The organism is Stenotrophomonas sp. CFBP8994, from assembly GCF_034044835.1.
Taxonomy (GTDB): domain Bacteria; phylum Pseudomonadota; class Gammaproteobacteria; order Xanthomonadales; family Xanthomonadaceae; genus Stenotrophomonas; species Stenotrophomonas rhizophila_A.
Genome location: NZ_JAXCWT010000002.1, coordinates 481,801 through 504,042, shown reverse-complemented (window position 1 = coordinate 504,042; position 22,242 = coordinate 481,801). Strand labels below are relative to the sequence as shown.

21 protein-coding genes and 1 tRNA gene are annotated in these 22,242 nt (G+C 65.4%); 11 read left to right on the top strand and 11 right to left on the bottom strand.

The window, feature by feature from the left end; genetic code table 11:
- The first annotated feature begins 16 nt into the window (after positions 1 to 16).
- The gene (locus tag SOM39_RS06980) at positions 17 to 2,575 is read left to right on the top strand and encodes a TonB-dependent receptor (RefSeq protein ID WP_320457906.1); all 2,559 of its coding nucleotides are present in this window, start codon (positions 17 to 19) and stop codon (positions 2,573 to 2,575) included.
- Positions 2,576 to 2,980: 405 nt separating this feature from the next.
- Here SOM39_RS06980 and SOM39_RS06975 read toward each other — a convergent pair whose 3' ends face one another.
- Positions 2,981 to 3,727, bottom strand: a complete 747-nt coding sequence (locus tag SOM39_RS06975) for an oxygenase MpaB family protein (protein ID WP_320457905.1) — start codon at positions 3,725 to 3,727, stop codon at positions 2,981 to 2,983.
- Between the two features lie 197 nt (positions 3,728 to 3,924).
- Between SOM39_RS06975 and SOM39_RS06970 the strand changes: the two genes are divergently transcribed.
- Both SOM39_RS06970 and SOM39_RS06965 read left to right on the top strand, forming a co-directional pair.
- Positions 3,925 to 4,845 (top strand): MBL fold metallo-hydrolase, encoded by a 921-nt coding sequence (locus SOM39_RS06970; protein ID WP_320457904.1) that lies wholly within the window; start codon positions 3,925 to 3,927, stop codon positions 4,843 to 4,845.
- A gap of 117 nt (positions 4,846 to 4,962) precedes the next feature.
- Complete coding sequence (locus tag SOM39_RS06965; RefSeq protein ID WP_320457903.1) at positions 4,963 to 5,916, top strand: alpha/beta hydrolase; 954 nt, start codon at positions 4,963 to 4,965, stop codon at positions 5,914 to 5,916.
- A 247-nt stretch (positions 5,917 to 6,163) separates the two neighbouring features.
- On the opposite strand, the gene SOM39_RS06960 is transcribed toward SOM39_RS06965, so the two are convergent.
- Positions 6,164 to 7,087 (bottom strand): hypothetical protein, encoded by a 924-nt coding sequence (locus SOM39_RS06960; RefSeq protein ID WP_320457902.1) that lies wholly within the window; start codon positions 7,085 to 7,087, stop codon positions 6,164 to 6,166.
- Positions 7,084 to 8,028, bottom strand: coding sequence for a LysR family transcriptional regulator (locus SOM39_RS06955; RefSeq protein ID WP_320457901.1), 945 nt, complete (start codon positions 8,026 to 8,028; stop codon positions 7,084 to 7,086). Before SOM39_RS06955 ends, SOM39_RS06960 begins: the two co-directional genes overlap by 4 nt.
- A gap of 101 nt (positions 8,029 to 8,129) precedes the next feature.
- Here SOM39_RS06955 and SOM39_RS06950 point away from each other — a divergent pair, with 101 nt between their 5' ends.
- From SOM39_RS06950 to SOM39_RS06940, 3 genes are all read left to right on the top strand, one after another.
- Positions 8,130 to 8,459, top strand: a complete 330-nt coding sequence (locus tag SOM39_RS06950) for a nuclear transport factor 2 family protein (protein ID WP_320457900.1) — start codon at positions 8,130 to 8,132, stop codon at positions 8,457 to 8,459.
- Positions 8,456 to 9,238, top strand: coding sequence for an SDR family oxidoreductase (locus tag SOM39_RS06945; RefSeq protein ID WP_320457899.1), 783 nt, complete (start codon positions 8,456 to 8,458; stop codon positions 9,236 to 9,238). The genes SOM39_RS06950 and SOM39_RS06945 overlap by 4 nt, the downstream gene beginning before the upstream one ends.
- Before the next feature lie 138 nt (positions 9,239 to 9,376).
- Positions 9,377 to 10,156: an alpha/beta hydrolase gene (locus tag SOM39_RS06940; protein ID WP_320457898.1), complete on the top strand. Its 780-nt coding sequence runs from the start codon at positions 9,377 to 9,379 to the stop codon at positions 10,154 to 10,156.
- A 91-nt stretch (positions 10,157 to 10,247) separates the two neighbouring features.
- On the opposite strand, the gene SOM39_RS06935 is transcribed toward SOM39_RS06940, so the two are convergent.
- The 7 genes from SOM39_RS06935 to dtd all read right to left on the bottom strand — a co-directional run bounded on the left by SOM39_RS06935 (position 10,248) and on the right by dtd (position 15,918).
- The gene (locus SOM39_RS06935; RefSeq protein ID WP_145479067.1) at positions 10,248 to 10,517 is read right to left on the bottom strand and encodes a DUF333 domain-containing protein; all 270 of its coding nucleotides are present in this window, start codon (positions 10,515 to 10,517) and stop codon (positions 10,248 to 10,250) included.
- A gap of 189 nt (positions 10,518 to 10,706) precedes the next feature.
- Positions 10,707 to 11,186: a hypothetical protein gene (locus tag SOM39_RS06930; RefSeq protein WP_217535627.1), complete on the bottom strand. Its 480-nt coding sequence runs from the start codon at positions 11,184 to 11,186 to the stop codon at positions 10,707 to 10,709.
- A gap of 243 nt (positions 11,187 to 11,429) precedes the next feature.
- Positions 11,430 to 12,281: a DUF3037 domain-containing protein gene (locus tag SOM39_RS06925; protein WP_320457897.1), complete on the bottom strand. Its 852-nt coding sequence runs from the start codon at positions 12,279 to 12,281 to the stop codon at positions 11,430 to 11,432.
- A complete protein-coding gene (locus tag SOM39_RS06920) occupies positions 12,266 to 13,018 on the bottom strand; it encodes a HipA family kinase (protein ID WP_320457896.1) in 753 nt (250 codons plus the stop codon). The genes SOM39_RS06925 and SOM39_RS06920 overlap by 16 nt, the downstream gene beginning before the upstream one ends.
- A 54-nt stretch (positions 13,019 to 13,072) precedes the next feature.
- Positions 13,073 to 13,148: transfer RNA gene (locus SOM39_RS06915), tRNA-Ile, on the bottom strand.
- Between the two features lie 389 nt (positions 13,149 to 13,537).
- Positions 13,538 to 15,388: an RNA polymerase sigma factor RpoD gene (gene rpoD, locus SOM39_RS06910; RefSeq protein WP_068854157.1), complete on the bottom strand. Its 1,851-nt coding sequence runs from the start codon at positions 15,386 to 15,388 to the stop codon at positions 13,538 to 13,540.
- An 89-nt stretch (positions 15,389 to 15,477) separates the two neighbouring features.
- Entirely contained in the window at positions 15,478 to 15,918 is a 441-nt protein-coding gene (dtd, locus tag SOM39_RS06905) for a D-aminoacyl-tRNA deacylase (protein WP_068854158.1), read from the bottom strand.
- A 73-nt stretch (positions 15,919 to 15,991) separates the two neighbouring features.
- On the opposite strand from dtd, the gene SOM39_RS06900 reads away from it, so the two are divergent.
- The 4 genes from SOM39_RS06900 (at position 15,992) to SOM39_RS06885 (ending at position 20,246) form a co-directional block, all read left to right on the top strand.
- Complete coding sequence (locus SOM39_RS06900) at positions 15,992 to 16,909, top strand: lauroyl acyltransferase (RefSeq protein WP_320457895.1); 918 nt, start codon at positions 15,992 to 15,994, stop codon at positions 16,907 to 16,909.
- Positions 16,910 to 16,974: 65 nt separating this feature from the next.
- Positions 16,975 to 18,111 (top strand): GTP cyclohydrolase II RibA, encoded by a 1,137-nt coding sequence (gene ribA, locus SOM39_RS06895; protein ID WP_217537991.1) that lies wholly within the window; start codon positions 16,975 to 16,977, stop codon positions 18,109 to 18,111.
- Positions 18,112 to 18,198: 87 nt separating this feature from the next.
- A complete protein-coding gene (locus SOM39_RS06890) occupies positions 18,199 to 18,720 on the top strand; it encodes a PH domain-containing protein (RefSeq protein WP_245356735.1) in 522 nt (173 codons plus the stop codon).
- The gene (locus SOM39_RS06885; protein WP_320457894.1) at positions 18,717 to 20,246 is read left to right on the top strand and encodes a PH domain-containing protein; all 1,530 of its coding nucleotides are present in this window, start codon (positions 18,717 to 18,719) and stop codon (positions 20,244 to 20,246) included. Before SOM39_RS06890 ends, SOM39_RS06885 begins: the two co-directional genes overlap by 4 nt.
- 93 nt (positions 20,247 to 20,339) lie before the next feature.
- Here SOM39_RS06885 and SOM39_RS06880 read toward each other — a convergent pair whose 3' ends face one another.
- Positions 20,340 to 21,398 carry a CDP-glycerol glycerophosphotransferase family protein gene (locus SOM39_RS06880; RefSeq protein ID WP_320458068.1) on the bottom strand — a complete coding sequence of 353 codons (1,059 nt, stop codon included), beginning with the start codon at positions 21,396 to 21,398 and terminating at the stop codon, positions 20,340 to 20,342.
- Here SOM39_RS06880 and SOM39_RS06875 point away from each other — a divergent pair.
- The gene (locus SOM39_RS06875; protein WP_320457893.1) at positions 21,397 to 22,218 is read left to right on the top strand and encodes a glycosyltransferase family 2 protein; all 822 of its coding nucleotides are present in this window, start codon (positions 21,397 to 21,399) and stop codon (positions 22,216 to 22,218) included. The two genes, SOM39_RS06880 and SOM39_RS06875, sit on opposite strands and share 2 nt — an antisense overlap.
- Positions 22,219 to 22,242 lie beyond the last annotated feature (24 nt).

The window sequence follows — 22,242 nt, the reverse complement described above, 5'->3', positions numbered from 1 at the left end:
GAAAGCAATTTCGCCATTGGCATCTTCAGTAAAGGCGGCACTCGCTGCCGCACTGCTGCTCACCAGTTCCGCCGCGGTGGCACAGAACAGCGACAATGCTTCGACCAACCCGGAAACCGCGACCCTCGATACGGTTTCAGTACTGGGCAGCCGCACCAAGCCCCGCACCGTTTCCTCGTCCGCGGTACCCATCGACATCATCAGCGGCGAAGAGTTCCGCAACCAAGGCGCCACCGATGCACTCGACCAGCTCAAAGTGCTGGTCCCCTCGTTCAACGTCAGCACCATTCCCATCGATGACGCGGCCAGCCTGATCCGTCCGGCCAACCTGCGTGGCCTGCCGCCGGACAACACCCTGCTGCTGGTCAACGGCAAGCGCTTCCACCGCGCGGCGGTCATCACCTTCCTGGGCCACGGCCTGTCCGATGGCGCACAGGGCCCGGACCTTTCCGTGTTTCCCTCGCTGGCACTGGAACAGGTGGACGTGCTGCGCGACGGCGCCGCCGCCCAATACGGTTCGGATGCCATTGCCGGCGTGATCAACTTCGGCCTGAAGAAGCTGCGCGAAGGCGGCACGGCCGAAGTGTTCACCGGCCAGTACTACAAGGGCGACGGACTCACCACCCAGTACTCGGCGCAGATCGGCCTGCCACTCACCGAGCGCGGCTTTGCCACGCTGACCGCCGAGTGGCGCAAGGTCGACGACACCTCGCGCAGCGTGCAGCGCGATGATGCCGCCGCGGCCATCGCCGCCGGCTACCCGGGCGTGGGCGAGCCGGCGCAGGTGTGGGGCTCGCCGAAGGTCGACGACGACCTCAAGCTGGTCGCCAACCTGGGCCTGAGTACCGACAGCGTGGACTTCTACCTGTTCGGCAACTACGCCAAGCGCGACGTGGATGGCGGCTTCTACTTCCGCGATCCCACCGCACGTTCGGGCGTGTACTCCAACGACGGCGGCGACACGCTGCTGGTCGGCAACCTCACCGGTGCAGGCGCCTGCCCGACCATCGCGCTGCGCGACGGCGGTGGCAACCTGCTGCCGTACAGCACGGTGAGCGGTGCGGTCGCCGCGCTGCCGGCCAACTGCTACACCTTCCTGTCCAGCCTGCCGGGCGGCTTCACACCGCGCTTCGGCGGCAAGCTGGAAGACAGCTCCGTGTACGCCGGCGCCAAGGGCAACTGGGGCGAGTGGTACTGGGACGTGAGCGGGTCGTGGGGCCGCAACGATATCGAGTTCATCATCTATAACACCGTCAATGCCTCGCTCGGCCCGGACCAGCCGGCCGGCCTCTACTTCCGTCCGGGCGGCAACACGCAGACCGAAAAGAGCGCCAACATCGACGTGAGCCGCGATATCGCCACCAGCTTCACCAGCCAACCGTTGCGCCTGGCCGTGGGTGCCGAGTGGCGCGAAGAGAGCTTCGAGATCAGTCCTGGCGATGGTCCGTCCACCGCGATCGGTCCGCTGACCGAACAGGGCTTCGCGCTGGGCTCCAACGGCTTCAACGGGTTCAGCACGCGTACCGCCGGCACCTTCGACCGCCGCAACTGGGCCGCGTATGCAGACCTGGAAGCGCAGGTCACCGAGCGCCTGCTGCTGGCCGGCGCGCTGCGCTTCGAAGACTTCGATTCGTTCGGCAGCACCACCAACGGCAAGGTCACCGCGCGCTTCGACTTCAACGAGCACTTCGCGCTGCGCGGCGCCTACAACACCGGCTTCCGTGCCCCGACCCCCGGCCAGGCGAACATCAGCCAGATCAGCACCGTGTTCGGCGGCACCGCACTGGAAGACATCGCCACCCTGCCGCCGACCAATCCCATCGCCCAGCTCAAGGGCGCCCAGCCGCTTACCCCGGAAGAATCGAAGAACGTTTCGCTGGGTGCGGTGTGGACCGAAGGCGATTGGCTGATCACCCTGGACGGTTACCAGATCAAGGTCGAAGACCGCATCGCGCTGAGCACCAGCTTCGCAGTGACCCCGGAAGAACGTGCGGCGCTGGTGGCCGGCGGCAACCCGGAAGCGGCCTCGATTTCGCAGGTGACCTACTTCGGCAACGCGTTTGACACCACCACCACCGGCGTCGACCTGGTCACCAGTTTCAAGAGCACCCACTTCGGGGGCGACACCACGTACTCGCTGGCCGCCAACTGGAACCGGACCGAGGTCGACCGCTTCGACCCGGACTTCATCGACGAAGCGCGCGTGTACAAGCTGGAGAAGTCGCTGCCCAAGACCAAGGGTTACTTCAGCATTCACCACCAGCGCCAGATCTTCAACGCCAACCTGCGCTTCAACTACTACAGCTCGTGGTATGAGGATCACCTGGACAGCGGCGTGATTTCGGCGGCCGATGGTGGCCTGCCGATCTACGGCGGCAGCGCGTTGATCGTGGATGCCGAAGTGGGCTGGAAGTTCGATTCGGGCCTGTACTTCAGCCTGGGCGCGCAGAACCTGTTCGACCGCACCCCGGCCAAGAACCCGTGGTCCGGCGTGGCCGGCGCGGAGTACCCGGTGCATTCACCGTACGGCTTCAACGGCGGGTTCTACTACGCGCGGGTGGGCTGGAAGTTCTGATGCCAGTTGACGCATGAAGCCACCCCGCCGTTGCCGGCGGGGTGGTTGCGCGTTCGGTAATCACGTGCGCTTGCGTGAATCAGGCTGCGCGGAGAATGACTTCCTCGTCCTGATCGTAGTAATCAGCATTGGCGATTACAGTTTTTGCGCCGATTACGTCGGTCGCCTCTCGGGCTGTCCACATTGATTGCTCGCCACGTCGAAACCAGTGCAGCCCCTTCAGCTGGGCACCGAGGCTGGTGCACATGTGGTGGAGCTGGCGGGAATCGAACCCGCGTCCGCAACGCATCCTCTCTGCTTCATACAGCCATAACCCGTTGCCAACGACTGCATCCGGGGTTTCTCGCCACACACGGCGAAAGCGCATTGAACCGCCATGGGAGGCAAGCGGCTTTCAAAATTCGCTCACTTCCCAAGCTGCCTGAGCTTTCGCAGGAAGTACCGCGCCGGCAGATGCCGAAGCCAGCGCGGCTGCAGCCAATACAGACGCGGTGCCCAACGACGAAAGCGCTGCCAGCGCTTCTCGTCTGCCGGCGTCCATGGCAATGCGAACATCTGTCTCAGGTGCGGTGGCAACATCGCCCGCGTCACGAACGCCTGCAGCGGCAGCGCTGGGCGCAGGTACCACGGGGCTCCGTTTCCCAGCACGGCATGCAGGTAGCTGCGCACTTCCTCGTCCACGCGCAGGTCCAGCTGACGGCTCTCCCACCACGCATCGAAGGCATCGGCCGTGGGCGGCCACTGCTCGTCTGCCACCTGCAGCGTGCGACCGAAGGCCCACGCCTCTTGATACAACGGTTCGCGGCTGCTTTCAGGAACCGGGCCAACGAACAGTTCGTACATCTCCAGCCCGCCGCGGTAGAGCGTTGCCGCGACCCACAACTGCAGGTCGCGATCGAATGCGCTGTAGCCCTCGCCCTGCACGGGCACATGCGCGCGATTGACATGGCGGGCGATGGTGGCCCGGTCCTCGTCCGTACCCAGCGACACCGCGTAGATGTAGCTCATGGTGGCCCGCAGCCTTGAAAACGGCCGCATTAATGTCTGGCTGTGGCGGGCCACGCCGCGCCCCACGCCGGGGTCGGCAAGCTGCCACGCGACCGCCGCGCCTGCACCGAAGAAGATGTAGGACTCGATGTTGATGTCGGCCAAGCGGACAGGTGTGGGGTTGGGCATGGGGCCAGTCTAGATACACGCATGTATGTTCGCCGTCACCGGTAACGCGCCGGCATTGCTGCGTGATCGGCAACAGTGTGAGCCCCTGCGCGGATCTACTGGCCGCGCGCGCCCTTCCCTAGGCTGATCTCGCACGGCGCCCCTGCCGTGGATCCCGCCAAGGAGATTTCCTCATGTTCACCCTGGAAAACACCGTAGCCCGGCCCCCGCCGGCGCTCGACGAACTGGTTCCCTCACGTTACGCGCTCAAGGTGGGCGATATCGACGTGCTGGTGGTCAGCGATGGCGTGCTGCCGTTGCCCACCCAGATGCTTGGCCACAACGTCTCCGCCGCCGAACGCGCGCCGTGGTTCAAAGAGATGTACCTGCCGCCGGATGCGCTGGACTGGGCGTTGAACGTGATGGTGGTGCGCAGCGGGGACCGCAACATCCTGATCGACGCAGGCCTGGGCATGGACCCCGACCTGAACCTGCCGCGCGCCGGCCAGCTCATCCGCCGCCTGGGCGCTTCGGGTATCAACCTTGGCGAGATCACCGACGTGGTGATCACCCACCTGCACATGGACCACATCGGTGGCCTGCTGGTGGATGGCGTAAAGGAACAGCTGCACCCGGAGCTGCGCATCCACGTGGCCGCCGCCGAAGTGGACTTCTGGAAGGCGCCCGACTTCGCCCGCACCAACATGCCGCCGGGCTTCCCGGATGCGCTGCGCGCCACCGCTACCCACTTCCTGGCCGAGTACGGCAGCTATGTGCGCACCTTTGACGAGGTGCACGAGATTGCGCCGGGCGTCACCGCGCACCGCACCGGCGGCCACACGCCCGGCCACAGCGTGGTGCGCCTGAACTCGAATGGCGAGGCCCTGACCTTTGCTGGTGACGCCATCTTCGCAGTGGGCTTCGAGCAGCCGAACTGGCACAACGGGTTCGAACACGATCCAGAAGGCGCCGCGCAGGTGCGCATCACCCTGCTCAACGAGCTGGCCGGTACCGGCGAGATGCTGGTGGCCACCCACCTGCCGTTCCCGTCGGTCGGCCGCGTCTCGGCCGATGGTGACGTCTTCCGCTGGGTGCCGGTGTTCTGGGATTTCTGAGTTCGGCAGACAGGTGGACCCCAAATCAACTTTTCGGGACTTTAAGCCATCCTTCGTCCATTCAAGGGGTCCAAAGTAACCCCTGTCGCATCCATCCACCTTTTTGCAGGACACCCCATGAAGACGATCACCCGCACGCTGGCTGCCACCGCTCTCGCTCTCGCCATCCATGTAACTGCCACCGCTTCGGCTGCCGAGCCGGCGCGCCCGAGCGTTGTCGCCGGCGAGGCGCGCACGGCCAGCTACATCACCACCGCCGACGGCGTGCAGCTGTACTACAAGGACTGGGGCCCGAAGGACGGTCCGGTGGTCACCTTCAGCCACGGCTGGCCCTTGGATTCGGACAGCTGGGAATCGCAGATGATGTTCCTGGCCAACCACGGCTACCGCGTGGTCGCCCATGATCGCCGCGGTCATGGGCGCTCCAGCCAGCCGTGGGATGGCAACGACATGGACCATTACGCAGACGATCTGGCCACGGTAATCAACACCCTCGACCTGAAGGACGTGACCCTGGTCGGCTTCTCCACCGGTGGTGGTGAAGTGGCGCGCTACATCGGCCGCCATGGCACCGGTCGGGTCAAGAAGGCCGTGCTGATCAGTTCGGTACCGCCGTTCATGCTCAAGACCACCGACAACCCCGGTGGTGTACCGATCGAGGTGTTTGACGGCCTGCGCAAGGCACAGCTGGAGAATCGCTCGCAGCTCTTCAAGGACATTCCCAGTGGCCCGTTCTACGGCTTCAATCGCCCCGGTGCCAAGCCGAACCAGACACTGATTGATGCGTGGTGGGCACAAGGTATGCAGGGCGGCCTGAAGAACACCTATGACTCGGTCGCCGCGTTTTCGGCCACTGACTTCCGTCAGGACCTCAAGAAGTTCAACGTTCCCACCTTGGTCATCCACGGCGATGACGACCAGATCGTTCCGATCGATCTCGCCGGCCGCATGTCGGCCAAGCTGATCCCGGGCGCGAAACTGATCGTGTATCCGGGTGCACCGCATGGCCTGACCGAGACCCACAAGGACAAGGTCAACCAGGACCTGCTGGCATTCCTGCAGCAGAAGTAACGTCGCGTTCGGCCAATGGCCGCCGTGTTACGCAAGGCGCCGGATACATATCCGGCGCCTTCATCTTTCCTGCGCACACGGACGGTAATAGCTTATGGCGATGCTGGCGCGCTCGTCCCGGAGTCACCCGACAGAAATCAGGGCGATACCATGGACGACATGGCACAGATCCGAATCACCTACTGATCCGCATGATTGAGCATCGCCGTGCCGCAAACCAGATTGCGCTGCCTGGCATGCACCAGGCTCAGGGCTGAGTAGGCAATCCGGGTGGTGTGCTTTCGTAAAACGCCCGTTCGCGGGCTGCGGCAGCGGCCTGGTCGCGCGCGTCCTCCTCGCGGTTGAGGCGATCGATCTCCTTGTACTCGGCCCATGTCTCCGGCGATATGGTTTCGAGCCGATTGTCCGCGCGCAACTGTAGCGACGCGGCAGGAGCCGTGGCCACGGCGAAGTTATCCATCAGCCACTGCTGCCGCAGTTGCGCCGACGCATTCATCAGGTCGGGTTCGGCGTAGGTGTCCATCGGCAGTATCTGCTCTGCCAGCGTCTGCTGGGACGACATGCGTACCAGCCTTACGACCAGGCGCTCCTGCTCTCGATCCTTCTGGTACACGGCGACGACATCGCCCTGGATCAGGAGCACGTACCAGTAACCTGGGATCGGGTAGACATGGAAGGGGGTGTGGCGGACCAACAGCAGATTGCTGCCCTCATCGTAAAACGCTGACCATCCCGGCGGCGCCGGGTCGGGCGCGCAGTCGATGCTGCTTTTCATGATCTTCTGAAGATGCACCTCACCGCCACTGGCGGAGAGCCGCGTCGCCCAGCAGCGGGCGCCGGTGTCGTTGTGCGATGCCAGCAGGATGGAGGATTCATCCAGCACCACCACGTCGCTGTGCACGACCGGATCCTTCAGTGCTTCCGGGTCCTGCAGCAGCGCTGCAAAGCCAGCGTCGGACAGCTTCTCGCCATCCACGTACAGGTCATAGCGGGTGTACTTCCGGTATTGGCTGACGTTGATGTCCAGCGTACTCTGCGTCACCGCCACGACCTTCAGCGGATCGGCGGATAAAACGGTCTCGCGACTGGTCCTTCCGCACGCTCCCAGGAGCAGCGGCACGGCAACGAGAAGGGTGGCCATGCGCGACAACGCGCTGATGCTGGCGCTCATGGAACTCCGGGGGGCTGGGAAGGCGAGGCATGATCGTCACCGCCAAGGTCGCGGTCGAGCAGGCAGTCGATGAAGGCGCGCAGCGCGGGACGCAGGTAACGCCTGCTGGAATAGTACAGATACAGGCCCGGCACCGTAGGCGACCAGTCGGCCAGCACGCGCCGCAGCCTTCCATCGCGCAAGGCCTCGGCGATGCCGTCGTCATTGTAGGCGTACAGGATACCCAGCCCCTGCAGGGCAGCGGGCACCACGATGTCCTGGTGGTTGGAGATCAGCGGGCCCTCGCCGACGTACTCGGCGCGCCTGCCCCGCTTGATGAATTCCCATCCCGCCACCTTTCCGCTGCCCGGGAAACGCCAGTTGATGCAGGCGTGGTTACCGAGGTCATCCGGTGTCCTGGGCTCACCAGACCTGGCGAGGTAGTCGGGCGACGCCACCGCCAGCAATTCGATGTCCGGCGTCAGCCGCACCGCCACCATGTCCTTCTGCAGGCGCCCACCCACCCGGATCCCGGCGTCGAAGCCCTCACCGGCGATATCGGCCAGGCCATCGTCGATCACGATGTCCAGCACCACCTCCGGATGCGCCTGCGCGAACCGGCCCAGGCGCGGGGCGATCACCTTCTTCGCCGCCATGCTCAGCGTGTTGATGCGCAGCGTGCCCGCCGCGCGCGCGTTGGCACCGACCGCTTCGGCAACCGCCTGGTCCATGTCGCGCAGCATCGGCGCTATGCGCTCATGCAGCCGGCGCCCGGCTTCGGTGGGCGACACGCTGCGGGTGGTCCGGTTCAACAGGCGAACGCCCAGGCGCGATTCCAGCTGGCGGATGACCTGGCTCAGGGCAGACCGGGACAGGCCCAGGTGATCGGCCGCCCGGGCAAAGCTGGCGCGATCCACCACCGCCACGAAGGCCTTCAGTTCCGCGAATTCAGCGCCGCGCATTGTGCACTGTTCCCTACATGGTTTGATCCGATCATAGGCGATTCTCTTACCCTCCAGATCGGCTCACGCTTGCTCCACCCCGAACCCACTGGAGCACTGCCATGAAAGACCTGAACCTGCCCGAGCCGATAGCCGCCTACTTCCACGCCGACAGCCAGGGCGCCGCGGCCGTGGCCCGCTGCTTCACCCGCGATGGGGTGGTGCTGGACGAAGGCCATACCCATGTCGGGCCTGCGGCCATCGAGGCGTGGAAGACCGATGCCGCCGCCCGGTACAGCTACACCGCCACGCCGCACGCGCTGGAGCAGCATGGCCGCAGCTACCTGATCACCAGCACCGTTGCGGGCAATTTCCCCGGCAGCCCGCTGGACCTGCGCTATGCCTTCACCCTCGAGCGCGGGAAGATCGCCCGGCTGGAGATCGCGGCATGAACTTCAATCTGGAACTGACCGGGAAGCGCGTGCTGGTTACCGGCGGCACGCGCGGGCTGGGCGCGGCGGTGGTCGAGCTGCTGGCGGGGCTGGGCGCACGCGTGGTGGCAACAGCGCGTACCTTGCCGCGCGCCCCCATCAAGGGTGTGCATTACATGGAAGCAGATCTCGCCAGCGCTGAAGGCGCCCGCCAGGCCGGCGAGGCAACGCTGCATCACCTCGGCGGCATCGACGTGCTGATCAACGTGGTGGGCGGCTCATCGGCACCTGCCGGCGGGTTCGCCGCGCTGGACGATGCCGAATGGGCCAACGCGCTGGATCTTAATCTGATGCCTGCCGTGCGGCTGGATCGCGCACTGCTGCCGGCGATGATCACGCAGGGGTCCGGCGTGATCCTGCACGTCACTTCGATCCAGCGCACCCTGCCGCTGCCCGAGGCGACCACCGCCTATGCCGCCGCGAAGGCCGCCCTGTCCACCTACAGCAAGGCACTGTCCAAGGAAGTCACGCCGAAGGGCGTGCGGGTGGTGCGGGTCGCGCCGGGCTGGATTGAAACCGAAGCCTCCGTCGCCTTCGTCGAACGTATCGCGGCCGAAGCACAGACCGATTACGAAGGCGGCAGGAAACGGGTCATGGACGGCCTGGGCGGCATTCCGCTGGGGCGACCGGCGCAGCCGGGCGAGGTGGCCGACCTCATCGCGTTCCTGGTCTCGCCACGCGCGGCTTCGATTTCGGGCACGGAGTACACCATCGACGGCGGGACGGTGCCTACGGTGTGAGGGACGCAGGTCCGGGGAGATTCGGACGCCGGATCAAGTTATCAGGACTTTATGCGACCGATCGTTCGCTCGTGGCCGGCAAAGTACCCCTGCCGGCCAACGCCGCCCCCGCAATCCCACCGTCCCGAGGAGTCGTCCATGTTCAAGCTCATCCCTGCAGTGTTCGCGGTCGCCCTGGCGGCGGCCCTCTCCCCCGCCCAGGCCAGCGACGCCGTTCGCGACCAACCGGTGCACAACGTCGTGCTGGTGCATGGCGCCTTCGCCGATGGCAGCGGCTGGCGTGGGGTGTACGACGACCTGACCGCGCGTGGCTACCACGTGTCGATCGTGCAGAACCCGCTGACCTCGCTCGCTGACGACGTGAAGGCCACCCAGCGCGTGCTGGATCGTCAGGATGGGCTGGCCATCCTGGTCGGGCATTCGTGGGGCGGCACCGTGATTACCGAAGCGGGTGTGCACGACAAGGTTGCCGGGCTGGTCTACGTCTCGGCGCTGGCGCCGGATGCGGGCGAGACCACGGCGCAGCTGTACACCGGTTTTGCGCCCACGCCTGAGTTCGTGATCGAGACTGGAAGCGACGGGTTTGGCTTCATCAAGCCCGACAAGTTCAAGGCAGGCTTTGCGCATGACACCACCGATGCGGACGCGGCATTCCTGCGCGATTCGCAGGTGCCGATCAACATGTCGGCGTTTGGCACTAAAGTGACGCATGCGGCGTGGCGCACCACGCCGAGCTGGGCGGTGATCGCCACTGAAGACAAGGCGTTTGATCAGGCGATGCTGATCCACATGGCCGAACGCATCAACGCGCAGATCACCAAAGTGCCTGCGAGCCATGCCGTCTTCATGACCCAGCCCAAGGTGGTGGCCGATACGATTGATCGTGCGGCCAAAGAAGTCGGGAAGAACATCAAGTAGGCCGCTCACGATCATCGGCTGTGAGGCACGGGTAGCGCCGGACCGTTGGTCCGGCTGAAGCCAGCTGGCTTCCGCTTGGCGGCACGGAACTCTAGCTGGGCTTCTTCGGAGCGTCCCGCCGGAACAGCTCCCACTCATCGATGCGTTTGCCGTCCGGCAAGTGGCAGATGCCCCGCTCGTTGCCGTCCCGGTCCTTCTCGATCATGACCTTGCCACCGCGCTTCACGCAGTACTCGGACGCCGGGTTGGCCATGCCAACAGGAACGCCATTCTCGCGTGCCTCCTGATTCTGCTGGGAACACCCCGCTGCTCCGGCGACCGCGATGGCAGCAGCGAGCAAGGCGACATTGATGCGACGCATGAGCCATCTCCAGAACTGCCCTAGTGGCTCAAGCAGTGTGGAACCGGAGTTGTGAACGCTCTGTAGCAGCAATACCGGTAGCGCCGGACCGTTGGTCCGGCGACTCTCCGCATAGCCCGCGACAACATGCGCGGGCCGCATTTCCATCACCCACTCCCCAGCTGGGCAGTCACGGACACCTCCAGGGCGCTAGTGCACCGCCGCAGCCGCCTTGGTGGCCTCCGTTACAGCCGCAGGCGTAAGCGGCGAGTTGTAGACATCCACAACGGAGATCAACGCCAGAAGGTTCCTGATCGTCAGATCTTCCACGGTTCCCGGGCAGTGCTCCAGGATGTCGATGAGTGCCAGCAGTTCCACGATGCGCAGATCATAGATCCGCAGCAGCTCCCGGATGACCCGGAAAAGATCCGTCCTGGATACATCGTCCGCGCCGATCAACCGGTTGACCAAGGTACCCGGTGCGTGAGGGTGTGCGCTGCGGGTGGAGTGAATGGCACCAATGACATCGCTGAGCGTAAGCGCCTCGAACGGCGTGTCGTTGGCAGTCAGATGTTCTTCGAACGTAAGCCAGGTGGAGCTCCCCCACTCCAAGGTATCGGCGATCTGGCCGAAGTAGTGGGTGAAGTCGACGGATGTGCGCGTGGGCGCGGTGAGATTTTCGGATGACATGGCGGGATTCCTCAGTTGAGTTGAGATCCAGCGCCCTGCAAACAGGCTGGGCGCTGATGCGCCTCGCTTTTCGGGCTGCAAATCCCGGCCACCGATATTGCGGTGACGATGCCATGCTGACGCTGGGAGACAGCCGAGTCAACGCGCTGCGCCTCAAACTGTGCGCGGCGCATCAACGGCAGGCTGGAAGCGTGCTCTGCATTCCGTAGTCGATGGTCTTTTGCGACGCACTGGTCGACGCAATCAGTGAAGGGCAGCCGCCTTAGCAAACGCGGTGATGGCGCGAATGTTGTCCGCACGCTCCACTTCTACACCCGCCTTTCTCAGATCACCTTCGATCTCATCGATGGCTCCCAAGATGCGCTGGTCATTACCGTCGGGCCGCTGGACAGCAACCAGCATATCGGGCGGCAAAAGATTGTGCTTCTTGAGACGCTGGATGCGGTCGACAAGACGACCACCGGTATCGAAGACTCTGCTGGCTTCATCCTTTGCGAGGTCGAGGGGTTTGATCGCAAGGTGCACATTCTCGCCACGCTTGTGAGCAAACGGGACGTTCAGGTGCAGATCTTCGTTGCCGATCACTGCTTCGTTGAAATACATCCGAAGGTTCGCTTTGCGCAGCAGCTCGCGAACCCCTCGCTCGACCAACTTGTCGTGATAATCCTTGTTTGCGAAATCACGCTCAACCATCCTGGCGAACAACTGGCCGAGCATTGCATCAGGGTCCTCTGCCATCACGACCCGGGTTTCACCGAATCGCAGCAAAGTCTCCCGTGGATGCACCAATCCGATGAACAGTTGGCGCACAGCTTCCTTATTGCCCATGGCGACATTGGCAGCCAGTGCGCGGAGGCGCTCAAGCTCCTCCCCCATGTAGGTCAGAGCGTCGCGATAGATCTTCAGATCCAACTGCTCAAAGAAGCCGCGGATGCGCCCGGTTTTTCGGGTGGGAACCAGGCGGAAGTCAAAGTAGCCCGTCGCCGGACAGGCCAGCACCACGCCGACATTGGCAAACTCGCCCGTTTCCGCGTAAGGCAGAAAGCGAATGATTGCGTACTGGCAGGGAACAGGATTCATCAGGCTCGGAGCCATGGAGTCATCCTCCAGAAGTCCTCATGGGAGTATCTATTCAACAGGGCAAGAACAGCATCTGGATCGAAGTTGGTGGGTACGGTCTGCTCTTCATCCACAAACTGCCACTCTTGAGGGACATTCTTGCAGGCATCGGCCCAAACCGCCAGCGCCCGACCGCACAGTTCGCGTAGACGCTGAGGTTCTATAAGATCTTGATTCAAAAGATCTATCTGGCCTGCAAAGACATGGGTCACACTGAACGTAGCAGGGTCAAAGTCCGGATCGAAGGCTAAATTCTGATCAATGACGACCAGCTTGCGCGCCTCGGTACTCCACAGCAAATTGGGGTTCCCGCTGTAGGCCGTAAGGGTGCGATCCCCATTGTTGATCCACCAGTCGAAAGCCAGCACATCGCGCTGCAGACAGTCATCCACCTGATGCAAGTGGGAAATGCTGAACTCCTGCACGTGTTCTACCTTCCGCGAGGCAAACAGAGGCATAGACCCCAGGTCTCGGCCTTCCGGGTGCAGTTCCAGAAGCTCGGGGGCTGCCTGTGCGATCGTGAATTCCGGAATCGGCAGACCGAAAGCTCTAGCGAGATTGCCGCCAAGCCATTCGCAGATCAGGCTGCGCTGGCTTGCCGCGCGCCCTTTGACGAAGTAAAGGTTGCCGTCATCGCAGCGACAGTGAAACGGGCGCGTCATGCCCTGCTCACTTCGGCCCTGGATCTCAACTACGGTGAGGGGTCTGATCATTGCGGCAGCTTACCCGGCCAATACCTGGTCAACATCGCTATCAGCGCTCAGATGTGGTGGGCCCACCAGGATTCGAACCTGGAACCAAAGGATTATGAGTCCTCTGCTCTAACCGTTGAGCTATAGGCCCTTCGCGGTTGCACAGTGTAGTGGAGGCGAAGTGGGGCTTGCTACTGGGGACGGGTGGAAGCAGGGCGTGCTACGCCCTACTCCAGCGCTTTTGCGATCGTTCGGGCCCGTGGCCCGCTTGATGTCGCCAATGCGATATGGCGCCAATGGCCCGATAGGCCCGGCAAAGCGCCGGGCTGGGCACAAGCGGTCTTCGGTCAGAGTCATGCGCTAACGTGCCGATGAGCGAGGTCGGCGGTCGTTTTGGGAACCGACCCTACCCGCCCCCCGGCATCATGTATGCCAGCGTCCGGCGCGATGCGGCGTTGCCCGATCCGTCCGTCGCTGGCGGCAGCCCATGAAAAAACCCCGCCGAAGCGGGGTTTTTTCATTTACGCGACTACCTGGAAATCAATCGATGTCCAGGAAGCTGCGCAGCTGCTCGGAGCGGCTCGGGTGGCGCAGCTTGCGCAGCGCCTTGGCTTCGATCTGGCGGATGCGCTCGCGGGTGACGTCGAACTGCTTGCCCACTTCCTCGAGGGTGTGGTCGGTGTTCATGTCGATGCCGAAGCGCATGCGCAGCACCTTGGCTTCCCTCGGGGTGAGGCCAGCCAGCACGTCACGCACGGTTTCCGACAGGTTGATGTTGGTGGTGTTCTCGATCGGGGACTCCACGTTGGTGTCCTCGATGAAGTCGCCCAGATGGGAATCCTCGTCGTCGCCGATCGGGGTTTCCATCGAGATCGGCTCCTTGGCGATCTTCATCACCTTGCGGATCTTGTCTTCCGGCATGTCCATTTCCTTGGCCAGCTCCTCCGGCGTGGCCTCGCGGCCGTACTGCTGGAGCATCTGGCGGGAAATGCGGTTCAACTTGTTGATCGTTTCGATCATGTGCACCGGAATACGGATAGTGCGCGCCTGGTCGGCGATCGAACGGGTGATGGCCTGGCGGATCCACCAGGTCGCATACGTGGAGAACTTGTAGCCGCGGCGGTACTCGAACTTGTCCACGGCCTTCATCAGGCCGATGTTGCCTTCCTGGATCAGGTCGAGGAACTGCAGGCCGCGGTTGGTGTACTTCTTGGCGATGGAGATCACCAGGCGCAGGTTGGCTTCGACCATTTCCTTCTTGGCCTTGCGCGCCTTGGCTTCGCCGTAGGCCATGGCCCGGCTGATTTCCTTCAGCTCTTCCAGCTCCAGCGAGGTGTTCTTCTCGATGTCGATGGTGGCCTGCTGCTCGGCAATGATCTGGTCCTTGACGTCACGCAGGGCCGAAGACCACTTCTGCTTGCGCTTCAGTGCGTCTTCCACCCACTCCAGGTTGGTCTGGTTGCCTTCCCAGGAACGGATGAAGTCCTTGCGCGGCATGCGGGCGGTCACGGTGGCCAGGTTCAGCACGCGGCGCTCGTGGCCCTTGATGTCGGCCATCACATCGCGCAGCTGCTTGACCAGCACGTCGGTCAGCGGCAACGGCAGCTTCAGGGTGACGAACACGGCGGCCATGTCGTCGCGCAGCTTGGTCAGCGGCTTGCGGTCGGCCTTGGTCGCCGCCTTCTTGAAGGCAGCGTAGGCAGCAGCCAGCTCGGCCATGCGGCGGGCGACTTCTTCCGGGTCCGGACCGGTCGGGCCGGCTTCTTCTTCGACGTCGTCGCCGTCTTCTTCGTCTTCGTCGGCGTCCGCATCGGCGTCGTCGCTGGTGTCTTCAGCCACGACCGGGGCCGGGACTTCTTCCACGAGGTCGTTGAAGCCGACGATCACTTCGGCCAGGCGCTTCTTGCCTTCCTTGTGCGCTTCGTAATCGGCCAGCAGCGATTCCACCGACACCGGGAAGGTGCCGAGTGCAGCCTGGACCTGGCCCAGGCCTTCTTCGATGCGCTTGGCGATGGCGATTTCGCCTTCGCGGGTCAGCAGCTCCACGGTACCCATTTCGCGCATGTACATGCGCACCGGGTCGGTGGTGCGGCCACCTTCGGTGTCGAGTGCGCTCAGTGCGGCGGCAGCTTCTTCGGCCGCGGTGTCATCGACTTCGCGGTTACCGGTGTTGCCGTCGTTGAGCAGCAGGGTTTCGGCATCGGGCGCAACTTCATGGACATCAATGCCCATGCCGTTGATCATGCCGATGATGTCTTCGATCTGCTCCGGGTCGACAATGTCGTCGGGCAGGTGGTCATTGACTTCGGCGTAGGTCAGGTAGCCCTGTTCCAGGCCCTTGCTGATCAGAAGCTTGATGTCGTTTTGCTGGGCAGGACGTTCGTTGGCCATGTAGTGCTCGCGCCACCGGCAGGGATAGGGAATAGAACCTAGCATTATACCAGCCCAGCGCCCCTCGGGCCCGGGCGGTGGTCCCGGGGTCAGGGTCTGAGCAGGAAGGTCACCGGACCATCGTTGATCAGGCTGACAACCATATGGGCGCCAAACTGACCGGTTTCCACCCCTGAAACGTGCTTTTGACGACAGATCTCCACCAATCTGTTGAATCCACGTTCAGCCTCGTCAGGCGGCGCGGCGGTACTGAAGCCCGGGCGCATCCCGCTGGCCGTGTCTGCCGCGAGGGTGAACTGGCTCACCAGCAGCAGGCCGCCCCCTGTCTCCCCCAGGGATCGGTTCATTTTCCCGCTCTCATCTGCAAACACACGGTAACCAAGCAGGCGATCGGCCATCCGCCGGATCTGGGCCTCGGTATCGCCCGGCTCCATCCCCACCAGGGCCAGCAGGCCCGGGCCGATCTGGCCCACCACGGCGTGGTCCACGCTGACGCTGGCCTGGGTAACGCGCTGGATGAGGACGAGCATGGTGGGGCTTTCCAGGATGAACAAGCGGCCTACCTTAGGGGTTAAGCGCCTGCACCGGCTAGACTTTGCCCCGATGAAACCGCAAACCACTGCCCGCCTGGCCTACCGCGCCGCCGCTTTGTTCACCCGCCTGCCCTGGTCCTGGCTGCGCGGCTTTGCCCATGGCCTGGCCGGGCTATGGATCGCCCTGAACGCCCGCGAGAGCCGGGTGACCCGGCGCAACCTGGAGCTGGCCTACCCTGAGCTGTCGGCCGAGGACCGCGACGCCCTGCACAAGGCGGTGCTGCGCTCGACCGCGCTGCAGGCAGTGGAAACCCTGCGCCTGTGGACCCGTCCGCGCGACAGGAACCTGGCCCTGCTGACCGAACGCCATGGCGAGGCGCTGTACGACGCAGCCCTGGCCAGCGGCAAGGGCGTGATCGTGGCCGCCCCGCACTACGGCAACTGGGAGCTGCTCAACCAGTGGCTGGCCTCGCGCGGGCCGATCGCCATCGTCTACAAGGCGCCGGATGAAGCGGTGGGCGATGAATTCCTGCAGCTGGTCCGGGGCGGCAGCAACGTGCAGCAGGTCCGGGCCGAAGGGCCGGCGGTGCGCCAGCTGTTCAAGGTGCTCAAGGACGGCGGCGCCACCGGCATCCTGCCGGACCAGCAACCCAAGGCCGGCGATGGCGTGTTCGCCCCGTTCTTCGGGGTGGAAGCGCTGACCATGACCCTGGTCAACCGGCTGGCCGAGCGCACCGGGGCCACGGTGCTGTACGGGTGGTGCGAACGCACCGGGCCGGGCATGCAGTTCGCCCTGCACATCACGCCGGCTGACGCCGCCGTGGCCGATCCTGACGCGCGCACGGCCGCCAGTGCGCTCAATGCCGGCATCGAGGCGATTGCCCGCCGCGATCCGGCCCAGTACCAGTGGACCTACAAGCGTTACACGCTGCGCCCGCCGCACAGCGACGAAGTGGACCCGTACGCCACCGACCGACATCCGCACTGAGCGCGACGCTGCGTCGCATCGGCCACGATTGAATCGGCGCCTTCCGACCCCACTGTGAAACCACGATGTCCCCCACGGCCCCTGCCATGTCCCCAGTTGCTTCTTCCCCGTTCGGCGATCCGGCCGCGATCCGCTGCGAGCGCGCGGTGGCCGAACTGCGTGCCGGCCGCCCGGTGGTGATCGATGACGGCCACGGCCAGCGCCTGGCTTTCATTGCCCTGGACAGCAGTACGCGCAGCAGCTACACCGCCTTTGCCGGGGTGGCCGCCGGGCAGCATTACCTGTTCCTGACCGCTACCCGTGCGCGGGTGCTGGGGGTGGCCGCCGAAGACGGCGCACGCGTCCCGCTGGCCGGGGTCGACTTCGATGCGCTGCCCTCGCTGAGCTACCTGCGCGATGCCGAGCCGATGCCGGCTGGCTGGACCGCCGGGCAGGCCCTGGATGAGGGCGCGGTGGAAATCGCCCGGCTGGGCCTGCTGCTGCCGGCCATGGTCGGGGTACTGCTGGCCCCGGGCGATGCCCGCTTCGACAGCTGCGCGCAGGTATCGCTGTGCGACCTGGCCCAGGGCGCCGAGCAGGCCGCGCACGCCTATGAACTGGTGGCACGCTCGCCGGTGCCGCTGCGCGAAGTGGGCATGACCGAATTTGCGGTGTTCCGCGGCGGCGTGGCCCAGCGCGACCAGGTGGCGATCATCGTGGGCAACCCCGATCTTGCCGGCGTGGTACCGGTGCGCGTGCATTCCTCGTGCCTGACCGGCGATCTGTTCGGCTCGCTCAAGTGCGACTGCGGCGACCAGCTGCGGCGCGGGCTGCGCAAGCTCAAGGAACTGGGCGGTGGCGTGCTGCTGTACCTGGACCAGGAAGGCCGCGGCACCGGCATTGCCGCCAAGATGCGCGCCTACGGCTACCAGCACGATGGGCTGGACACGATCGATGCCGATGCACAGCTGGGCTTCGGCGCCGACGAGCGCCGCTATGGCAGCGCGGTAGCGATGCTGCAGGGCCTGGGCGTACAGCGCGTACAGCTGCTCAGCAACAACCCGACCAAGGCCCAGCGCCTGCGCCATGCCGGGATCGAGGTGGTGGACTGTGTGCCGGTGACCGGCGACATCACCGCCGAGAACGAGCACTACCTGCGCACCAAGGCCGAACGCGCCGGCCACCTGCTGGATGTGGACGCGCTGATCCAGGCCGCGCAATAGCCCGCGCCAACCTGCTACCGTCTGCGCGACGGGCGCAGCCGACCTGATGTGGACGCCCGGCATGTTTCCTCCTGCCGAGCGCCTGCCTTGTCCGACCCGTCCCCTGCCCCGTTGCCGTCCCCGCCACCCCTGCCCGACCAGGGCACGTGGCAGCCGCTGCCGCTGCGCGCGGCCACCATCGCCGGCGTGGCCGGCGCCATCACCGGTGCAATCTTCATCGGGGGCGTGCTCGGCACGCTGTGGGTGGTCTTCGACCTGCCGATGCGCTGGATCGCGGGACCGGCCATGCTGCTTCCCGGCGCGCTGATCGGCGGCGTCTTCGGCTTCCGCCGGCAGCGCCGCACGTGGTGGCGGCTGGATGCGCAGGGGCTGGGCGTGCGCCGTGACCTGATGTGGCAGCTGGAGACCCGGGTGCCGCTGTCGCGCGTGCAGCACCTGGACCTGCGCCGTGGCCCGATCGAACGCACCGCGCGGCTGTCCACCCTGGTGGTGCATACCGCCGGCAGCCGTTTCAGTGCGGTGTCGCTGGCCGGGCTGGACCAGGCCGATGCCGAGCACCTGCGCGATACGCTGGGGCGCCAGCTGGACCAGGACGACGACGCCCTGTGAGCACGCCCCTGGCTGACGACGGCGCCCCCGACCAGCGCCTGCATCCATGGTCGTGGCTGTTCGTGCTGCTGATGCAGCTGCGCCAGTTCCTGCTGCCGCTGGTAGCGCTGGTGGTGTTCGGTGGCCGCGGCGACAGTGACCAGGAGGAGATGTGGTCGAACCTGGCCGCGCTGGTGGTGATCGTGGTGCTGGTGGCCGTTTCCATCCTGCAGTACCTCACCTTCCATTACCGGATCGGCCGCGATGCGATCAGCGTGCGCAGCGGCGTGATTTCCCGCAACCGGCGCGAGATTCCCTTCGCACGCATCCACAACGTGGTGGTGCACCAGAATCCGTTGCACCGGCTGTTCGGCGTGGCCGAACTGCGCCTGGAATCGGCCGGCGGGAACCGGCCGGAAGCGGAAATGCGCGTGCTCAAGCTGGACCAGGCGCTGGCGCTGGAGCAGCTGGTGCGCCAACGCGGGCAGCAGCAGGTGGCCAGCGGGGATACGACGGCAGTGCAAACCACCGACGTCCCGGCCGAAGATGTCCTGCTGCAGCTGGGTACCGCCGATGTGGTGCGCGTCGGGCTGTTGTCCAATCGCGGCTGGGTGGTGGTGCTGGCCGCTATCGGTGCGTCGTACCAGCTGTTCCCGCGCGGCGCGGTCGACGACGCCATTGAACACGGTGGCCGCCAGGCGTTCGGCTATGCCAGCTCCCTGCACCCGGCCACCTGGGTCTGGGTCGTGGCGGCACTGGTAATGATGATCGGCTTCTGGGCACTGCTGCGGGTGTTCTCCGTGGCGGTGGCGCTGCTGCGCTATCACGGCTTCCGGCTGACCGAACACGAGCGCCGCCTCACCGTGGCCAGCGGCCTGCTCACGCGTATGCGCACCAGTGTGGCGCGCCGGCGGATCCAGTCCTGGACGCTGCGCGAAACCGCGCTGCAGCGCTGGTTCAATCGCCGCCACCTGCGCATCGATATCGCCGCCGGTGCATCCACCGATGGCGAACGCCGCGACCTGCGCGAACTGGCGCCGCTGGCAACGCCCGAGGCCTGCAACACGCTGGTGCAGCACCTTCTGCCGCAGCTGCAGTGGCCACCGGCGCAGTGGCGGCCGGTGCCGCTGCGCGGCTGGTGGCGGTTGTGCCTGCCGGCCCTGGTGATCGTGCCGCTGCTGGCTGCCGGTGCGGTGTGGGAAGTGGGGCCGTGGGGCGCGCTGGTGCTGGCGTGGCTGCCGTGGTCGGCGCTGCGCGCACATCGCACCATGGCGCACATGGGCTGGCACCTGGATGCGCGTTACGTGGCCGTGCGTGGTGGCTGGTGGCAGCGCTGGTGGCGGTTTGCCGAGCTGGACAAGCTGCAGGCGCTGCGGCTGGGCCGCTCGCCGCTGGACCGGTGGCTGGGCACGTCCAGCGTATGGCTGGATACGGCGGGGGCAAACGGCAGCATCGCGTTGTGCCTGCGGTATCTTCCGGAGGCCGAGGCGCGGGCGGTGTTTGAACAGCTCAATGCAGCGCTTGGAGAGCGTCGGCTTCGGTGGTGAGGCCGGACGTGCATGGTTTGTTTACGTGCGCAGGGGCATGGCTTTGACACGCATGGCGTGTCACTACGATCCCTGGTCGCTCGGGCGGCTTCGTTATCGCTTTGATGGGCCCCAATAGCCCAGGTCCCTGCGGATCTGCAGGCCGCGCGTCCAGGCGCCGAAGGGCTTGCGCTTCAGGGTGCCCATCTCGCCGGCCAGAAAATCCTCGGTGGCGGCGATCACGCGCTCGCTGGAGCGGCCGTCGCGCCACGGGTGGATGTCGTCGGCGTAGCGGCGGATCTCTGCCATCAACGCCGGCTCCGGGTGCAGCGCGCGTGCCAGCATCGCCGGCAGCTGGGCCGGATCGTCGAAGTCGATCATGTGCGGCTGCGGGACGCGGTTGCGGAAGGTCACCACGGGTTTGTGCTGCACCACGAACTCGGAGACGATCGAGGAGGTGTCCGACACCAGCACATCGGCGGCGCGCTGCGCGGCCATCACCTGTTCCGGTTCGATGAAGGCGGCGTTGGCGCCGGCCAGTGCGCGGTAGCGCGCGAACAACTCCCGCGGGCACTTGGGGTGCAGGGTCAGCAGCCAGTAGTGGCCGCCCCGCGCGATGTCCCCGGCGATCTGCTCGTAGAGGTGCGGGGCCGCACTGAGGCGCTCGGTGAAGGTGGAGCCGAACAGGATCACCGGCCGCCCCTGCGCGGGCGCGCGCAGCGCCGCGCTGGCGCCGCCGTCGTCCAGGAACAGCGGGTCGAGCTTCGGCCAGCCGGTCTCGGCTACCGCGAAGTGGCCCTCACGTGCGGCCAGCTCGCGGAACGGGGTGGTGGTGGCCGGGCCCTGGGTGCAGTACAGGTCGAACAGCCCCCGCACGCGGAAGTGGCCACGGGCACTGTCGCGTTTCTGCACGTTGAAGCCATGGAAGACCTGCACCTTGGCCCCGGCAATGAACGGCGGCACCCAGTTTGCGGCGCTGAACACCGCGCGCGGGCGCAGCGCCAGTGCCTGCTGCAGGCCAACGTTGGGCACGCTTGGCAGGCTCGCCCCGGCCGCTCCGTCGGCAAACCACGCCGACACCGATTTACCGGAGGCGTGCAACGCCTGGGCCAACGGGGCGAGAATAGGCAACGCATAGCGTTCCGTCGCAAACAGCAGGTACTCGGCCATCATGTCCTCCACGACCGCTCCCGTTGAACGGCCTCGCATCTCGGCCTGCATTATCGCGTTCAATGAAGCCGACCGCATCGGCGATTGCCTGGCCTCGCTGGCCTTCTGCGATGAGGTCATCGTGGTGGACTCGTATTCCACCGATGCCACGGTGGCCATCGCCACGGCCGCCGGGGCGCGGGTGCTGCAACGCCCGTTCGACGGCTTCCGCAGCCAGAAGGCATTCTGCGTGGCGCAGGCCGCGCACGACTGGGTGCTGTGCCTGGATGCCGACGAACGCATCAGCGATGACCTGCGCGCAGCAATCCTCGCCGCCCAGGCGGCGGGCTTCACCGGCCACCATGGCTACCGCTTTGCCCGGCTTTCCGAGTACTTCGGCAAGTTCCTGCGCCATGGCAATGCCTACCCGGACCGGGTGCTGCGGCTGTTCGACCGCCGCCACGGCGGCTGGCGCGGCAAGCGCGAGATCCACGAAGCAGCCAGTGTCGATGGCAGCGTGGGCACCCTGCGCGGCGACCTCATCCACTACCCCTACCGCTCACTGGAACAGCAGCTGGCCAAGACCCAGCGCTATGCGCGGATGATGGCCGAGCACGAGTTCGCGCGCGGCAAGCGCGCCACGCTGGCCAAGCTGGTGCTCGCCCCGGCGTGGCGGTTCTGGCGGGGGCTGCTGCTGCGCGGCGGTTTCCGCGATGGCTGGCATGGCCTGGTGTATGCCTACGTGCGCGCCAACTACGTGCGGCAGAAGACCATCATGCTGTGGATGCTGCAGCACGGGCAGCCCGTCAGCGATCCGCCACGGGACGTTGGCGACACTCCCTGAACACGGGTATGTCAGACTTTGGGG